The organism is Cryobacterium sp. RTC2.1, assembly GCF_035018685.1.
Lineage (GTDB): Bacteria > Actinomycetota > Actinomycetes > Actinomycetales > Microbacteriaceae > Cryobacterium > Cryobacterium glucosi.
Genome location: NZ_JASJXJ010000006.1, coordinates 36,831 through 53,671, shown reverse-complemented (window position 1 = coordinate 53,671; position 16,841 = coordinate 36,831). Strand labels below are relative to the sequence as shown.

Sequence of the window (16,841 nt, the reverse complement as noted above, 5' to 3'; positions counted from 1 at the left end):
GACCCGGACCGCGCCGCCGGCGGCGTCGTCGTGGACATCTCCCGCAAGCGCGTGGTGCTCGACAACGAGACCGCGGCGCTGACCTACAAGGAATTCGAACTCCTGCAGTACCTCGTGCTGCGTGAGGGCCGCACCATCGAGCGTGCCGAACTCATCGAAAAGCTCTGGGACGCCGCGGATGAGGACGACGCACCCAACGAGCGCACCATCGACGTGCACGTGCGCCGCCTGCGCGCCAAGCTCGGCCGTTACGAAGACATCGTGCGCACGGTGCGTGGCGTCGGCTACCGCTTCGACCGTCACGCGGATGTCTCCATCCGCCAGTCGACGACGCCGAGCCCCGACATCTTCTAGGCCTTCTCCCCGGCCGTGCGCGATGCGTGACGAGCGGCGGGTTCATGACGCGGACGGGCCGTTAACGTGATTGAGGGCCGGTCGTAGAGGCTTAACGACCGACCCTCTTCCCTTGCACCAAGAGTGTCCTGCAATCACATTTCGCGTCTTCCGCCACAGCAAACGGTTGACGCACAACGAATATATAACGAACCGGTAACGGAAAGCTAGCTGTGCGGCTGTATTCTTTCTGCGAATTCGCCAAGAGGCGTGCAGCGAGGGTTGGCGTAGATTCTCTAGTCTGGGAAGACATGACTGAGGAGGACCGGTGACGGATCGAGCGGCCGCAGTATCCGCCTGGGAGTCGCTCTTCCGCGCGCAGGTGGCGATCATGCGCAGCCTCGCGAGCGATTTCCCGTCCCGCGAGATCTCCTTCAACGAGTACGACGTGCTCTTCAACCTCTCGAGGGAGCCGGACCGGCGCATCCGCTTGCGTGACCTGAACCAGCACGTGCTGCTCACCCAGCCGAGCGTGAGTCGCCTGATCGATCGCCTGGCCTCGCGCGGGTATATCCGCAAACTCACCGACCCGAACGACGGGCGCGGCGCGATCGTCGAGCTGACGGACGCCGGGTACGCGTTGTTCCGCAGCGTCGCGGTCGACCACATGGGGTCGATCTCGGCCCGCTTCGGCGATGCCCTCTCCAACGAAGAGCTCGAGCAGCTCACATCCCTGTGCGACCGGCTCCGGATCGGGCCGGCGGGTTGCCCGCCGCCGGAGGACCTGCCCTGTTGAGAACCGCCGCCCCGGCGTAGCGTGAGCCGCAGGAGGTTCGTGACCATGCACGCAATCATCGGCGACAGGATCATCATTCGCGGCCGGACGGTCGAGACACCGGACAAGCACGGGGAGATCATCGAGGTCCGCGGGCCAGACGGCGAACCGCCGTACCTCGTCCGCTTCGGCGAGGGCCACCAGAGCGTCGTCTACCCGGGCACGGACTTCGTCGTCGAGCGCTCCGACACGGACTGAGACCGCTGAGAACCGGCGGCCGGCGCGCCTGCACCCGGGACCCGGCATACGTTTCGGTTTGGATACATACTTCGTCACATCCGTCTAGGGGGTACCACGGCCGGTTTCGAGAGCTACCGTTGAAGTACACGTTACAAACCGTGGCGGGTAAGAGGATTAGGGGACCCAACCATGCTGATCACGTGTCCGTTCTGTCATTCGCCGGCGCAGCTCACGCCGAACGCCGCGCACGCGAAGCAGGTCACCCTGCCGCTCTACGTGCTCAAGTGCTCGGGCTGCGAACGCACGAGTGTGCGGATCGAGCCGATTCGCAAGCAGCACCTCACGGTCGGGGCGCACTGACCCGGCACCGGGTGTTCGAAGGAACAGGGTCCGGGGTTCGGAGCGCACCCGAAGCGCAGTGAGCCTCCGGGAACGCCCCTGTGTCGTACGCAGTCCCTAGGCTGTCAGGGTGGGCACAGCGACGGGACCTGACAACGCACCGGGGGCGGCGGACTGCTCGAGCCGGTGGAAGCCCGCCCATCCGACGGATGTCGGGCTCACTCTCTCCCGCTTGCGCCGGGGCCGGACAGACCCCACCTTCCAGGTGAGCCAGGACGGTGCCGTGTGGCGCACGACGCTCACCCGATCGGGACCCGCGACCCTGCGCCTGACCCAGTCCGGCCTGACCGAGCTTCACTGCGAGGCGTGGGGCGAGGGCGCGAGGGAGGCCGTCGAGGACGCACCGGAACTTCTCGGGGAGCGCGACGATCCCTCGGGGTTCGAGGCGCAGCATCCGCTCGTGCGGGATGCGCACCGGCGCTGGCCCGGCCTGCGGATCCCCCGCACCGGGCGGGTCATCGAATCGCTCATTCCCGCGATCCTCGAACAGAAGGTCATCAGCCTGCAGGCGACGGCCTCGTTCCGCACCCTCGTCCGCGCGCACGGGACACCTGCTCCCGGCCCGGCACCTGCCGGAATGCGCGTGCCGCCTTCGGCACGGGCCTGGCAGCTCATTCCCTCGTGGGAGTGGCATCGGGCCGGTGTCGACCCGCAGCGGTCCCGCACGGTGATGGTCTGCCTCGCCGTGACGCGGCAGCTGGAAGCGGCGAGCGACCTGTCGGCGGCCGAGGCGAGCGCGCGGCTGCGGGCGGTGCCGGGGATCGGCGAGTGGACGGCGGCGGAAGTCGCCCAGCGGGCGTTCGGCGACGCCGATGCGCTCTCGGTCGGGGACTACCACCTCGCCGGGGCGATCGGCCATACCCTGTTCGACGCGGACTTCGACGACGCGCTCATGGTCTCCGCGATGCGCATCTGGCAGCCGCATCGCTACCGGGTCGTCCGCCTGCTGGAGGCCTCGGGGAGCCTAGGCAAGCCCCGGCACGGGCCCCGGCTCGCCTTCGTCGACCACAGGGGTCACTGAGGCGGACTCGGACTGTGTCGGTGCGGGCGTTGGACTCGCGTCGGGCTCCGCGGGCGCCAAAGGCGCCGCGGGCACGGTGACCGCTGCCGGCACTGGTCCTGCCGAGGGTGCTTTCCGCCTGCCGCAGACGAAGTAGGCGATCGGCCCGACGAAGTTCAGTCCGATGATGGCGGCCCACAGGAGCTTGGGTCCGTTGACGAGTGCGGCGGGCCGCTTCACAAGGTCTGCCCATGCTGTCGCGGCGAGCGCCAGCTGCACCGACCCGGCGACGAGGACCCCGGTCTGCTCCCGGGGGCTGAGGTCGCTCCAGGCCCGTTTCCGTGCCGATCGCTTCGCGACGTTCTTCCTGGCCTGTGTCATGAGATTCTCCCCGTTGGCACCCTCTGCGGCAGCCGACGAGCACAGCGTACGCCCGGTCCACCGGCCCCGCCCTCACGCGCTGCCACGCCGTCTTTCCCCTGATCCGAAGGTTGCCTAGAAGCTCGCTTAATTGGTTGTAGTGACGAATTCTCACGCGTATAACTGGGCAATATGCTTCGAGGCGACATCGATGGCGCTGGGCCTCAGGCCGATCCGGAATGGCGCGCCATGGGATATCTGATGTACAAGGGGATGATCGTCGATTTCGACGATCGGATTCTCGCTCACCTGCAGATCGTGATCGTGCAGAAGCTCCGCAGGGGCGAGAGCTTCCTGCTCTCCTGGCCCGATGTCGGGAAATCCGGCGGTCACAGTTCGGCGTGGTTGAACCCGTCGATTCCACTCTACTTCCGGTTCTCCGGCGGCCACGCCCCGAGCATCAACGAGAGATGGCTGCACTGCCTGAGCGAATCGGCGAACAGTTCTGCCGGTCTGGTCGTGACCGGGGAGGAGGACTCCCTTGTCGCCGCAGATCCGCGGCAGGCTTCCCTTCCCCGCCGACGCGGGGAGGGATACCTCGTGCACGCGGCCCCGCTGGTGCAGGAGACCACCGCCCGCGGAGACTGAGCGCGGACGCCCCGGCCGGTGGGCGCCGGCATCCGCCGCCCGGGCCGAAGCGTAGCCTTGGTCCATGAGCTTGCCGCAGCTCCACCCTGCCGATTCTGCTGACCCCGCCGCGTCGATCTATCGGGAAACGGCTGATGAGGTGCTCAGCGCATTCGGGAGCTCCCGCTCCGGCCTCACGACCGGCGCCGCGGACGAGCGGCGGATCCGCGCAGGCAGCAATGCGATCGTCACCCTCAAGAAGGAATCCACGCTGAGGCGCTACCTGCGCCAGTTCGCCGACTGGATGATCGTGTTGCTCCTCGCGAGCGCCGCCATCACGGGGTTCCTCGGCGACCTGGGCACCGCCGGCGTCCTCGTCGCACTCGTCGGATTCAACACCCTGATCGGTTTCGTCCAGGAGAACCGCGCGGAGAAGACCATGGAGGCGCTCGAAAGGCTCGTCGACCCGACCACCCAGGTCTATCGGGACGGCGCCCTGACCGAGATCGAATCCCGGGCGCTCGTGCCCGGGGACGTGGTGCGCCTGACCGAAGGCGCCTCAGTACCCGCCGACGTGAGACTGGTCGACACCACCGCCTTCTCCACCAACGACTTCGCCCTGACCGGGGAGAGCGACCCGACCCGGAAGTACGCGCGGCCGATCCCGCACGAGGTGCCGCTCGCGGACCGGCACAACCTGGCTTTCGCGGGCACGAGCGTCGCCACCGGTGAGGCGCTCGGACTCGTCACCGCGACCGGGATGCACACCGAGCTCGGCCGAATCGCCCGGCTCAGCCAGTCGGCCCCGCAGACCCGCAGCCCACTTCAGGTGGAGACGGGCAAGATCGCGAAGTACGTCAGCTATGGCGTCGCCGTGGTGTCTCTCGTCGTGCTTGTCATCGCCGTGCAGTCCGAGCTTCCGCTCCGCGAGGCGATGCTCTTCGCCGTCGGATTCGCCTGCGCCCTCATCCCGCAGGGGCTGCCCGCCGAAGTCAACACTGCGCTCGCCGCCGCGGCCGGTACCCTCGCCCGGCAGAACGCCCTGGTCAAGAAGCTCAGCTCCGTCGAGACGCTCGGGGCGACGCACGTGATCTGCACCGACAAGACCGGCACGCTCACCAAGAACGAGATGACGGTCAGCGAACTCGTCGTCTGCGGCGCCGATTACCGGGTCACCGGGATCGGCTACGCGCCCGTCGGCGTCTTCGAGCCGGAATCCCGGAGCGACACGGCAACGGCCCGGCTGCGCGCGTTCCTCACCGTCGGGGTGTTCGCGAACAACGCCCGCCTCGTCGCCCCTGCCGGGGACGACGACTGGCGCATCCTCGGCGACCCGACGGAAGGCGCGCTCCTCGTCGCGGCCGGCAAGGCCGGAGTCGACCTCGAGGCCCTGCGCGCCCGCTGCCCCGAGATCGACGAACTGCCGTTCGATTCCACCCGGAAACTGATGACCAGCATCCGCCGGGACCCGGACGGAGTGCTCACCGCATACTCGAAGGGCGCCCCGGAAAGCCTGCTCGCCCGGGCCACCCTGATCGACGACGGCACCGCCGTGCGTTCGCTCACGGACGCCGACCGGGCGGCCCTGCTCGCCCGGCACACCGAGAAGGCGGGCCGCGCACTCCGCAACCTCGTCTTCGCGATGCGGGTGCTCACCGAAGCGGATGCCGCCAGCGGGGACATCCATGTCATCGAACGCGACCTGACCATCCTGGGACTCGTCTCGATGCAGGACCCGATCCGCGCTGCCGTCCCCGCCGCCATGACGACCGTGCTCGCAGCCGGGGTGAAGGTCAACATCGTGACAGGCGACTTCTCCCTCACGGCCGAGGCCATCGCACACCAGGCCGGGCTCTCTGGCGACGACGGGCTCAGCATCGTCACCGGCGCGGAGCTTGCGGCGATGCCCGACGCCGAGGTTCTCCGTCACGCACTCGGCGGCGGCACGGTGTTCAGCAGGGTCGCGCCGGAGGACAAGGTGCGTATCGTCGACCTCGTCAAGGCCTCCGGGCACATCGTCGCCGTCACCGGCGACGGCATCAACGATGCGCCAGCATTGCGGCATGCGAACATCGGGGTCGCGATGGGCGCCTCCGGGACGGATGTGGCCAAGCAGGCCGCCGAGATCGTGCTGCTCGACGACAGCTTCGCAACCCTCGTGAACGCGATCGCCGAGGGACGGACGATCTACCGCAACATCACCAAGGGCGTTCTCAGCTGCCTGACCTCGAACATCGCCGAGTTCGTGGTCAACACCGCGAGCCTGGCCCTGGCCTCCCTGTTCGGCGTACCCCTCGCCCTGAACGTGTTGCAGATCCTCGCTATCGACCTGCTCGGGGAGATCTTCCCGATCGCGGCGCTCGGCAAGGACCCCGCCGAAGGGGAGACGATGAAGGACCCGCCCCGGGATTCCCGCGCCCGGATCCTGAACGGACGGTCGATCGTCGACGTGCTCTGGTGCGGTGCCCTGATGGGCATCTTCGCCATCACGAACTACCTGCTGTTCTACGACCGGAACGGCATCGACCCGTTCAGCCAGACCGTGCCCGCTCTGCCGCTCGCCCAGGCGATGTCGATCACCTACGTCACGATCATGGTCTGCCAGCTCGTCAGCATCATCCAGCGCCGCAGCGTGCACGGGTTCTTCACGAGGTACCAGTTCAGCAACCCCTCGTTCTGGTATGCAGTCGCCCTCGCTATCACGATCATGCTCGTCATCGTCTACGTGCCGGTGGTCGCGGGCTTCTTCGGCACGAGCGGGCTCGGCGTCCTGGACTGGGCGTTCGTGCTCGGTGCCGCGATCGTGTTCCTCGGGATCCGGGAGGGGGCTGCTGCCCTTCGGCGCCGCGGTGCGAGCGCGGACGCCGGCCGCGCCTGAGACATCCGCTTCTCACCGCGACCGGCACCGCGCCCGCGCCGGTTTCGGCACACCGCGCCCGCCGTTTCGGGCGCGGACGGAAGAAACCGGCGGGGTGTTCGGCGCGACCGCAATCTGGCACGCTGGAGGGGTACACCGCTACACCAGCACCAGGAGCCCCATGCCCTTCGCCGACCAACTCATTGGAGTGCCGACCGCGGTCGCCCTCACCGCGGCGATCCAGGCCGTCACACCGCACGCGCCGCTCACCGCGCTGCGCGCAGCCACGGAAGCGCTCGACCCGCTCTCACTGCGGGAGCGGAGCGACCTGTTGCGTGACGCCCTGCTGGCAGACCTGCCGGGCGGCTACGACTCATTCGCCGCGACCATCCGCGCAGCCGCGTCGGGAACCGCGCCGTTCACCGGCTGGCTGATCTGGCCGGTGTCGACCGCGATCGCGGTCAAGGGCATCGAGGCGGGCACGGATGCCGCCTTCGACGACGCCCTGGGCATGCTCGCCGAGCTCACCGGCCGGCTCAGTTCCGAGTTCGCGATCCGGCTACTCCTCGACCACGACCTCGAGCGGGCGCTCCCGGTCGTGCTGGGCTGGACCGCCTCGACCGACGTCGACGTGCGCAGGCTCGCGACCGAGGGCACCCGGCCGTTCCTGCCCTGGGCTCGGCGGGTCCCGGGGATCCTCGCCGAGCCGACCGCGACCCTGCCGATCCTGCACGCGCTCTACCGCGACGATGACGAGGCCGTGCGCCGGTCGGTCGCCAACCATCTCAACGACCTGAGCAGGCAGCAGCCGGAGCTCGCGGTCGCCACGACGGCCGAGTGGCTCGCCGAGCCGGACGGGCACACCGCCCGGCTCGTGCGGCACGCGCTGCGCACCCTCGTGAAGCGAGGCAATCCTGCCGCCCTCGCCCAGCTCGGCTTCCATGCGGCCGATGTGACGGTGGCCGGCCCGGTGCTGGCCGAGACGAAGGTGGCGTTCGGCGGAACGGTCGACTTCACCGCAAGCATCCGCAACAACGCCCGTGTGGCCACCCGGCTGGCCGTCGACTATGTCCTGCACCACCAGAAGGCGAACGGCACCCTCACCGGCAAGACGTTCAAGCTCACGACCATGACTCTGGAGCCCGGCGAGGTCGTGCTGCTGACCAAGGGGCACTCGCTCCGGGCGATCACCACCCGCCGCTATTACCCCGGAGAGCACGCCGTCGAGTTGCAGGTGAACGGCGTGACCCACGGCCGGACGCCGTTCATCCTGCTGCCGGAGGCCTGACCGGCCGGGTCGCCCTGACCACCACGTCGCGCACGGGGGTCGCGCTGTCGTGGGCGGCGGGCGCCTCCCGCTCACGCGATTCGGCGACCTCGACCTCGAGCTCTGCGTCGCCGATCGCGGCGAGCACGTCGTCGACCCCGAACATCAGCTCGCGGAAGTGCGCCCGGTGCTCGCCGGCATCAGCTTCGGAGACGTCGTGACCGACGATGAGCAGCGTGCCGCCCGGCGCGACGGCCGCCGCGAGGGCCCGGAACAGCACGCTTCGGGCGCTCCCGGGCAGGTGCATGAACTGCGAAGTGACGAGGTCGAATGAGCGGGGCTCCGGCGACCAGGACGTCAGGTCGTGCTGCTCCCAACGGATGCGCGCCGCGGCCGGTCCATCGACGGACTCCGCCCGGGCGCGTGCCTTGGCGAGCGCGTTCGTGGAGATGTCTACACCGGTGACGTGCCACCCGCTCATCGCCAGCCAGAGTGCGTCACCACCTTCCCCGCTGCCGATGTCGAGGGCGCGGCCCGGTGCGAGCGGGGTCACTTCGGCGACGAGCACGGGGTTCGGGTCGCCGCTCCACGCCAGACCGGGGGCGGCGTAACGCTCCTCCCAGTAGTCGCGGCCGAACGGGTGTTCCTCGTGTGTCATGGCAGACCTCCTGCTCCGATGCTCGGGCAGGATCGACGGAATCGCCAAGCCCGTTTGCCGAAGTGGCAAGATCGACCCATGGACGACACTTCCCCCACGACGGAGACGATGCTCGCCGCCGTCGGCCCGCTCCTTCGGGCGCGGCGCAGCGAGCACGGTATGACGCTCGCCGAACTGTCGCGCGCCACGGGCATCTCGGTCAGCACGCTGTCCCGGCTCGAATCCGGGCAACGGCGTCCCGCACTCGAGCTGCTGCTGCCACTGGCGCGGGCCTATGGCGTTCCGCTGGACGAACTGGTCGGGGCGCCGGAGACGGGTGACCCGCGCATCCACCTCCGGCCGACGCGGCACCGCGACCAGACGATCGTGCCGCTGTCCCGCGGCGCGAGCGGCGGGCCGCAGGCGTTCAAACACCTGATCCCCGCAACGGTAGCGGAGCGTGAGCCGGATCCGAGGGTGCACGAGGGATACGAGTGGATCTACGTGCTCCGGGGCCGCCTCCGGCTCGTGCTCGGCACGCACGACCTGGTGCTCCCGGCCGGGGAGGCCGCCGAGTTCGACACCCGCACGCCGCACTGGTTCGGCCGGGTCGGTCCGGGCGACGTCGAGTTCCTCACCCTCTTCGGCCGCCAGGGCGAGCGGATGCACGTGCGCGCAGCTCCACCCGGGCGCCTGGGCGAGTGAGACGCGGCTGGGGGGCTCGGCCGCGGATCCCGCGGACAGCCACAAAAAAGCCCCGCATCTCAGTGAGTGCGGGGCTTTTGTCTTGTGCGCCCGAAGGGATTCGAACCCCCAACCTTCTGATCTGGGATCATGGGATTCACCACTATGCAGCACCGATCGACTGTCGCCAATTAATGACGCTTGACCGGGATTTTCGACTGATCTCAATGGTCCTGCCATACTCCTCCCCGGTGCCCATAGTGGCGAACGCAATGTGGCGAATTTCGATGAGCGGCGCGACGAAAGTCCGTGGCGCTGGTTCTGAGCCTCCGCCCAATCAGCGGGCGCCGACGGAACAGATCACTGCGCCATACCCGACTTCTGACTCCGCATGTGGCCATCAATGCACTCTTACAGCGTCACGACACCCCCACCGCCCGCACTAGCCTCAGTGGCGGTCGGAACAATCTGAACATCCCCACGGCGTGACACATGGAGCCAAACGCCTTAGATAGGCGCTGGAGGCTGCTGCTGGCCCTCGACATGTGGCAGGCCGGCAGCATCGAGACATCCCCCGAGACCGCCGTCGACTTTCCGGTGCGCGTGAGAGATCCCATGCTTTTCGGGATTCGTTCCACCTAGTCCGGGAAATGCGGAGACTCCCTAATGGTGTGACCAGTCCGAACGGAAGGAGTGTCGCGGAATTCCGCGGAGCACGCTGTAGCCCGATGAGTGCGCGTCAGGTTCCCTAGGCGAAAACGTAAGTCGCAGTCCGGATGAACACCACCGAGCTAGCCGGTCGTATGGTCCGTTGTGACTTCGCTAGCTACATGATCCTTCTCGCAGAGTGCTTGAGCCTCCAGAGTCGAAGACCGACCTAGGCTCAAGTTCCCATTCCTTAACATCCTCAACGCAGATCCATTTTGTCACTGGCTAGGTGCTTCCAGAGCCCAGAGCCAGCGCCTCGGGGCGACCTAGATGGAGAGATTACTTATCTTCGTTGGTCACGGTCTGGGTCTAGTGAGTACGCGGTAGCGTCACTCGCCGGCGCCTGAACTCAATCCAAGGAAGCGCTCAAAGAACTCGCCGAGTCTTTGGATTACGCGTTGCTTCTTCTCGCCGTGCCCGCCGTCGACGGAGAATCGTGAGGCAGGTGGAAGCACCTTGGTGATGGCGGTGCCGCCTGCCTGGATCTGGCCGTCACGGAACGCGGTCGCGACAAAGACACGGGTCTCATCGGGTTGAAGGTTCTCGTCGGCGATGATCGTCTCGAGTTCGGCCTCACGCTTGGCTGCGATGAATGCGCGCCATTCCTGGTCTATGTGACCGTCCACAGAGATGTTGTCTACGAAGTCTTCGATGAGGTCTTTTTTGTTGCGCAGGGAAGGGCTAGCAGCGACGGCTCGTGTGATTTCGGCACGGATCTCTTTGTCGTCGCCGTCGCCTCGTTCGTCACGGTACTTCTGGACGAGCATGAGAATGTAGTCGACATTGATCTCGACCTGCTTGATGAGCTCGATCTCGAAGACGATATCGTCAGTGATCTGCTCCTTGTCCGCGTCGGTGCCCTTGCGGAACTCTGCGTAAAGGTCGAGGTAGATGCTGCGGTAGTCCTGCCCTTGGCGGTCGGTGAGGATTTCATTCCCGGTGAACTCGTCGAACGAAGTCAGAATGTTGTGTAGACGCAGGATGGCGCCGAACAGCTGAATGAAGTCCTTCCACGCGGCCTCACCGATGATCTGCTGGCCCAGCGGGTAGGCGGCGAGTAGTTCCGCGACTTTCTCGGCGTAGTCGTTGTAGTACTCGGCGTATGCCTTGAGCAGCACGACGCCTTGGGCATTCTTGTTGCCGAACAGGGCGATCGCATCGTTCGTAGCGTCTTCGAGGTTCCGGAAGCTCACGATGTTGCCGTAGGTCTTCACCGAGTTCAGGATGCGGTTGGTGCGCGAATAAGCCTGGATGAGGCCGTGGGCACGCAGGTTTTTGTCGACGAACAATGTGTTCAGTGTGGTGGCGTCGAAGCCGGTGAGGAACATGTTGACCACGATGACGAGGTCGATACCCCGGTTCTTCAAGCGGAGTGAGAGGTCTTTGTAGTAGTTCTGGAACTTGTCGGCGGACGTGTCGTAACTCGTGCCGAACATTTCGTTGTAGTCCTGGATCGCGTCATCAAGGAACGAACGGGCGTCCATGCTCAGCGCGCCGGTATCGAAGCCTTCCTCGTCCAGCGCCCCGTCGTCGACCGCGTCGTTCGCGCCGTAGGAGTAGATGAGTCCGACCTTCAGTTGGCGGTCGGAGGGCAGGTGCTCCTGCAGGAGCTGGAAGTGGTTGTAGTAGACGCGAGCGGCCTCGATGGACGCGGTCGCGAGGAGGGCGTTGAAGCCGCGTACGCGCTTGTCGTCGAGAGTGTAGCGCTGGGCACGCTTCGTCTTCTGGTCGAAGTGCTCCAGCGTGTAGCCGACGATCTGCCTGATCCGTTCCGGGGCGAGTAGAGCTTTCTCAGTATCGATCGATGACACCTGCTTGTCGATGACGTTGCCGACCTTGATGGTGTTGACGTAGTCGATGCGGAAGGGCAGCACGTTCCTGTCCGAGATCGCGTCCACGATCGTGTAGATGTGCAGCTTCTCGCCGAACGCTTGCTCGGTGGTCTTTAGCTGCGGGTTGCCGGCGCTGCCCGAGTTTGCGGCGAAGATCGGTGTGCCGGTGAAGCCGAAGAGGTTGTAGCGTTTGAACGCCTTCGTGATCGCGGTATGCATGTCCCCGAACTGGGAACGGTGGCACTCGTCGAAGATGATGACGATGTGCCCGTCGTAGATCGCGTGGCCCTTGTTCGCGCCGATGAACGTCGACAGCTTCTGGATCGTAGTGATGATGATCCGCGCGCCCGGATCTTCGAGTTGCTTCTTCAGTACCGCAGTCGAGGTGTTCGAGTTCGCCGCGCCCTTCTCGAACCGGTCGTACTCCCGCATCGTCTGGTAGTCGAGGTCCTTGCGGTCAACGACGAACAGCACCTTGTCCACACTCGGCATCTTCGACGCCAGCTGCGCCGCTTTGAACGACGTGAGCGTCTTGCCCGACCCAGTCGTGTGCCACACGTAGCCGCCCGCGGCGACGGAGCCGAGCTGCCTGTAGTTCGTGGAGATGTCGATCTTCCGCAGTATCCGCTCGGTTCCGACGATCTGGTACGGGCGCATCACAAGAAGCATTTTGTCGGCGGTGAGGACGCAGTACTTGGTGAGGATGTTCAGCAGCGAGTGTTTGGCGAAGAAGGTCCTCGCGAACGCGCCCAGCTCGGTGATCGGCTTGTTCTGCGCGTCTGACCACCAGGAGGTGAACTCGAACGAGTTCGACGTCTTGCGGACCCTCTTCGAGCCGGCGGCTTCGCTCAGGTGCTGGCGGCGAGTGGTATTGGAGTAGTACTTCGTCAGTGTGCCGTTGCTGATCACGAACAGCTGCACGTACTCGAACAGGCCAGAGCCTGCCCAGAAGCTGTCGCGCTGATAGCGGTCGATCTGGTTGAACGCCTCACGGATGTCGACGCCGCGACGCTTGAGTTCGATGTGCACCATCGGCAGGCCGTTGACCAAGACCGTCACGTCATAGCGGTTGGCGCGGGCGGCGCCGCGCTGCGCGTCGCGTCCTTCGCCCAGGCCGATTTCGTATTGGTTGATGACCTGCAGGCGGTTGTTGTGGATGCTCTGCTTGTCGATGAGGATGATGTTCTTTGTCGAACCGTCATCCCGCATCAGAAGCTGGACGTGATCCTCTTGGATGCGCACCGTCTTGTCAACGATGCCATCGTTCGTACCGGCGATTCGCTCGGAAAAGAACTTTGCCCACTCAGCATCCGAGAAGGTCACTGAGTTCAGGGATTCGAGCTGGGCGCGTAGGTTCGCCACAAGCTGCGCTTCGGACGTGATCGGAAGGTGGTCGTACGCCTGTGACTCAAGAAGTCGAATTAGCTCGCGTTCGAGATCCGCTTCCGATTGGTAGGCGGCCTCCGCCTTCGCGTCCGAGATGTACTCCGCGACGACGGTACTCTCGTTCGACACCGCGATCGGGTCGTACCGTAGTCGAGTCCCATCGCTCATGCCGCCGCCTCCTTAAACGTGAGCAGCTCGTCGCGGTAGTACTCGTACTGCTTCCGACGAGCAGCAAGCTCAGCAGGGAGACCGATAATGCGGTCGTTCACGAGAGCATCAAGACTATCGAGGGCGCCCACTATCTTCTTCTGCTCATCAAGGGGTGGTACTGCTAGTTGCCACGAGGCCATGTCCGCTATCGGTATCCTGTCGACGGTTGAACCCGTAACGGTCTTGGCTTTGATGAGCGCCTGGAACTGTGGTCCGAGGTAGACAAGCGTCAGAAACCGGGGATCAACAACGGCCTTTCGTGGCCGCAGAAGACCCATTCTCCGGCCCAGTGCTGCAGGCACATCCAAGTCCCAAAACGCGGCCTGTCCTAGACGCGTCTCGTAAGAAAACATCGTGTCGCCGCGTCGAGGCACGACTCGACGCGTCCACTTAGCGAACTCGTCCTCTCCAAGATGTGCCGACTCTGCGAGGTCAAAGCGTCCGCCCTTTAGCGATGAGATGCTCAGATACCAGGGACCGGATTGAGTCTTCTTCGGTGTCGCATGAGGCCCATCGAAAACCTGGGCCACTTCACCGATCGTTGTCGTTCGCCAACCTTGACGCGGGCTCAGAAAGGTCTCCCAGTAGAAAGAGTGCTGTCGGCGGCGGGCTTCCAGCTCCGCCTCCAACTCCGCTTCCAACTGAGCGAAACGATCCAAGATACGCACGATTTCCCGCTGGACCTCAAGAGGCGGCACTGGCACAATCGTTGCACCGAGCGCTCCCCGCGCGAGTCCGGGAATCCCAGCGCCTCGAGCCGATGACTGAATAATGGCCTGCTTGGATTTCAAGACGTGATACAGGTACCTGCGGTCAATGGCAGGTCCCGGAGTGACGACGTAACAATGCGCCCCTGCCCAGAAACGACTAGTAACAAAGTTGACGAATCCCGCTGAAGCGCCCCCTTGGCTAACGATTAGCGCGGGCCCATCGGTGTTGTATTCGGAGTGCCATCCCGACGACGCGACACCTCCGTTGTAGACCTCGTATTCACCGTGAGACGACAAGGTGTCGCGATTCAATTGCTTGCCGGTACGGAAATGTGCTACTTCGTAGCTCGAAAGCTTGAGATGCCGAACGCCCCTAGGGCTCAACTCGGCGAGGAGCTCGTCGACGGACCTCACTTCGTCTTCTCCAGATCGGCGACCATTTCGTCGATTGAGGTGCGAAGTTCTTGTTGTCGATGCACAATCCGCGCGATTTCCTCGTTCAGCTCGGTGATGTCTACTACTTCGCGGGTGTCTTCGGCCTTGACGTAGGACGAGACGGCGATGTTATAGCCGTTCGCGGCGATGGACTCGTTTGTCACGAACTTGGCGAAGTACTCAACGTCCTCGCGCACGGTGAACGCTTCGAGGATCTTCTGCTGGTTCGGAACAGCGAGCTTGTTCTTGTTTCCCGTGCGTGCGAACTCGGCCGAGGCATCGATGAAGAGGACCGAGTTGTCGTGCTTGGACTTCTTAAGCACGATGATGCAAGTTGCGATTGTGGTGCCGAAGAACAGGTCCGGTGGCAGCTGGATGACGGCGTCGACGTAGTTGTTGTCGATGAGGTATTTGCGGATCTTCGCTTCCGCTCCCCCGCGGTAGAGCACGCCGGGGAACTCGACGATTGCCGCGGTGCCGTTGACGGCCAGCCATGACAGGATGTGCATGGTGAAGGCGAGGTCGGCCTTCGACTTCGGTGCGAGCACACCGGCGGGTGCGAAGCGCGGGTCGTTGATCAGCAGCGGGTTCGCGTCACCGTCCCACTTGATCGAGTAGGGCGGGTTGGAGACGATCGCCTCGAACGGTTCCTCGTCCCAGTGCGCGGGGTCAGTGAGGGTGTCGCCGTGGGCGAGGTTGAACTTCTCGTAGTTAACGTCGTGCAGGAACATGTTGATGCGGGCGAGGTTGTAGGTGTTCAGGTTGATCTCCTGCCCGTAGAAGCCCTGCCGGACGTTGCCCTTTCCGAGGACCTTGTCGAACTTAAGCAGCAGCGACCCGGAGCCGACTGCGGGGTCGTATACCTTGTTTACTTGGGTCTTGCCGACAACGGTGATGCGGGCCAGGAGTTCGGAGACTTCCTGCGGTGTGTAGTACTCGCCGCCGGATTTGCCCGCGCTGGAGGCGTACATCTGCATCAGGTACTCGTAGGCATCGCCGAATAGGTCGATGGTGTTCTCGCCGAAGTCACCGAGCGGCAGTTCGCCGATCGCATCCAGAAGCTTGACGAGCTTTTCGTTGCGTTTGGCGACAGTGTTGCCGAGCTTGGAGCTGTTCACGTCGAGGTCGTCGAACAGGCCTTTGACATCATCTTCGCTGTCGGTGCCGACGGCCGACCCCTCGATGTTCTTGAATACTCTCGCGAGCGTCTCGTTCAAATTCGCGTCCCGGGACGCGGCTGCCCGGACGTTCTGGAACAGCTCCGAAGGAAGAATGTAGAACCCCTTCTCCTCGACCGTTTCCTTGCGGCCGAACTCGGCCTGAGCGTCGGGGAGGGTGGCGTAGTCGAAACCAACGTCGCCTGCCTTCTGCTCGCCGGCATTGATGTAGGAGGTGAGGTTCTGGGAGATGAAGCGGTAGAACAGCATCCCGAGCACGTAGGACTTGAAATCCCAGCCGTCGACGGATCCGCGCAAGTCATTTGCGATGCGCCAGATGGTTTTGTGGAGCTCAGCGCGCTGCTCTTCTTTGGTTGTGGGTGCCATCGTTCATCTCTCGCGCTTGCGTACTGTTGGTGTCGTTGGAGGTTCTCCCTCACAGTATCGCTGGGCGGTGACACGCCATGACAGGAGTGACCATGTGCGTGCTGGCGCAGCGAGGGTGGCTATTTGCCTGACGCTGCGCTGATCCGAGCTAGGCGCGAGACCATCTCGCTCCACATCGCTTCGTAGTCGTCTGCTCTGTGGATGCGAGTGGTTTTGCTCTGCCGGTTTGCCACCAGGGTGAGGAAGTACTCCCCGCCGATGGAAGTGCGCTCCGGCCGTGGCGCCTCGTCCTGTTCCCTTCGGACCCGGTTGGCCAGCGCTATCCATGCTTCGATGTCGTACGGCGCATCGAAGGGCTCGCGGGGCGGCGGTTTGACCCCGAAGCCGGATTCCTCGATGCGCTCTGATTTGAAGCCGTTCTTGGATCTGTACACGTAGCGCACGGCATGCTCGGTGCCTGTTTCGAAGCCGAAGTGGTAGATGGTTGCGGTAGCTCCTTCCATCTCGTAATTCTCCAGCATGAGGTTCGCCCAAAGGAGGCTCAGCTGTTCCGGCGCGAACTTGTCAATCATCTCCATGTCTTGGACGATTGCTGAGCTCCGAAGGAGTTCGTTCCAAGCCGCACCCAAGTTAGCGATGCCCGTGACCGCAACGGCCATGTTCAGATGGGGCAGGGTCAAGCACTTGCTCTGGAACACGAAGGCTTCGCCGTCGGGTGCGGTAGCCAACGTATCGGTGAGGATGAGGATCGAGTCGGCTTCATGGCTGAACATGAGGAGGCTCATAGTCGAGCGCTCCGAGACGGGGTCAGGTTGATGGCGTCTACGTGCTGACGAG

At 64.6% G+C, this 16,841-nt stretch carries 15 protein-coding genes; 9 read left to right on the top strand and 6 right to left on the bottom strand.

Going from position 1 to position 16,841, the window contains the following annotated elements:
* The 5 genes from QN357_RS01955 to QN357_RS01935 all read left to right on the top strand — a co-directional run.
* Positions 1-354: winged helix-turn-helix domain-containing protein (locus QN357_RS01955; RefSeq protein ID WP_323504361.1), on the top strand; the 354-nt coding region annotated here is incomplete at its 5' end.
* Between the two features lie 307 nt (positions 355-661).
* On the top strand, positions 662-1,129 hold the full coding sequence (locus QN357_RS01950; RefSeq protein WP_241975294.1) for a MarR family winged helix-turn-helix transcriptional regulator: 468 nt from the start codon (positions 662-664) through the stop codon (positions 1,127-1,129).
* A 45-nt stretch (positions 1,130-1,174) separates the two neighbouring features.
* Positions 1,175-1,366, top strand: coding sequence for a DUF1918 domain-containing protein (locus QN357_RS01945; protein WP_134448813.1), 192 nt, complete (start codon positions 1,175-1,177; stop codon positions 1,364-1,366).
* Between the two features lie 171 nt (positions 1,367-1,537).
* A complete protein-coding gene (locus tag QN357_RS01940) occupies positions 1,538-1,708 on the top strand; it encodes a hypothetical protein (protein ID WP_166788304.1) in 171 nt (56 codons plus the stop codon).
* 109 nt (positions 1,709-1,817) lie between these two features.
* Positions 1,818-2,768 carry a DNA-3-methyladenine glycosylase 2 family protein gene (locus QN357_RS01935; protein ID WP_323504360.1) on the top strand — a complete coding sequence of 317 codons (951 nt, stop codon included), beginning with the start codon at positions 1,818-1,820 and terminating at the stop codon, positions 2,766-2,768.
* Here QN357_RS01935 and QN357_RS01930 read toward each other — a convergent pair.
* The gene (locus QN357_RS01930; protein WP_322136979.1) at positions 2,712-3,128 is read right to left on the bottom strand and encodes a PLD nuclease N-terminal domain-containing protein; all 417 of its coding nucleotides are present in this window, start codon (positions 3,126-3,128) and stop codon (positions 2,712-2,714) included. The two genes, QN357_RS01935 and QN357_RS01930, sit on opposite strands and share 57 nt — an antisense overlap.
* Before the next feature lie 228 nt (positions 3,129-3,356).
* Between QN357_RS01930 and QN357_RS01925 the strand changes: the two genes are divergently transcribed.
* The 3 genes from QN357_RS01925 to QN357_RS01915 all read left to right on the top strand — a co-directional run bounded on the left by QN357_RS01925 (position 3,357) and on the right by QN357_RS01915 (position 7,879).
* Positions 3,357-3,755, top strand: a complete 399-nt coding sequence (locus QN357_RS01925; RefSeq protein ID WP_241975293.1) for an ATP-dependent DNA ligase — start codon at positions 3,357-3,359, stop codon at positions 3,753-3,755.
* 64 nt (positions 3,756-3,819) lie between these two features.
* Positions 3,820-6,612, top strand: a complete 2,793-nt coding sequence (locus QN357_RS01920; RefSeq protein WP_323504359.1) for a cation-transporting P-type ATPase — start codon at positions 3,820-3,822, stop codon at positions 6,610-6,612.
* Positions 6,613-6,772: 160 nt separating this feature from the next.
* On the top strand, positions 6,773-7,879 hold the full coding sequence (locus QN357_RS01915; protein WP_323504358.1) for a DNA alkylation repair protein: 1,107 nt from the start codon (positions 6,773-6,775) through the stop codon (positions 7,877-7,879).
* Here QN357_RS01915 and QN357_RS01910 read toward each other — a convergent pair.
* A complete protein-coding gene (locus QN357_RS01910; protein WP_323504357.1) occupies positions 7,857-8,516 on the bottom strand; it encodes a class I SAM-dependent methyltransferase in 660 nt (219 codons plus the stop codon). The two genes, QN357_RS01915 and QN357_RS01910, sit on opposite strands and share 23 nt — an antisense overlap.
* A gap of 78 nt (positions 8,517-8,594) precedes the next feature.
* On the opposite strand from QN357_RS01910, the gene QN357_RS01905 reads away from it, so the two are divergent.
* Positions 8,595-9,200, top strand: coding sequence for a helix-turn-helix domain-containing protein (locus QN357_RS01905; protein ID WP_174774595.1), 606 nt, complete (start codon positions 8,595-8,597; stop codon positions 9,198-9,200).
* A gap of 1,016 nt (positions 9,201-10,216) precedes the next feature.
* Here QN357_RS01905 and QN357_RS01900 read toward each other — a convergent pair.
* From QN357_RS01900 to QN357_RS01885, 4 genes are all read right to left on the bottom strand, one after another.
* Entirely contained in the window at positions 10,217-13,273 is a 3,057-nt protein-coding gene (locus tag QN357_RS01900; RefSeq protein ID WP_322188660.1) for a type I restriction endonuclease subunit R, read from the bottom strand.
* Positions 13,270-14,439 carry a restriction endonuclease subunit S gene (locus QN357_RS19500; RefSeq protein WP_322188662.1) on the bottom strand — a complete coding sequence of 390 codons (1,170 nt, stop codon included), beginning with the start codon at positions 14,437-14,439 and terminating at the stop codon, positions 13,270-13,272. Before QN357_RS19500 ends, QN357_RS01900 begins: the two co-directional genes overlap by 4 nt.
* Positions 14,436-16,004, bottom strand: a complete 1,569-nt coding sequence (locus QN357_RS01890) for a type I restriction-modification system subunit M (protein WP_322188664.1) — start codon at positions 16,002-16,004, stop codon at positions 14,436-14,438. The genes QN357_RS19500 and QN357_RS01890 overlap by 4 nt, the downstream gene beginning before the upstream one ends.
* Positions 16,005-16,123: 119 nt before the next feature.
* Positions 16,124-16,789, bottom strand: coding sequence for a hypothetical protein (locus QN357_RS01885; RefSeq protein ID WP_322188666.1), 666 nt, complete (start codon positions 16,787-16,789; stop codon positions 16,124-16,126).
* Positions 16,790-16,841 lie beyond the last annotated feature (52 nt).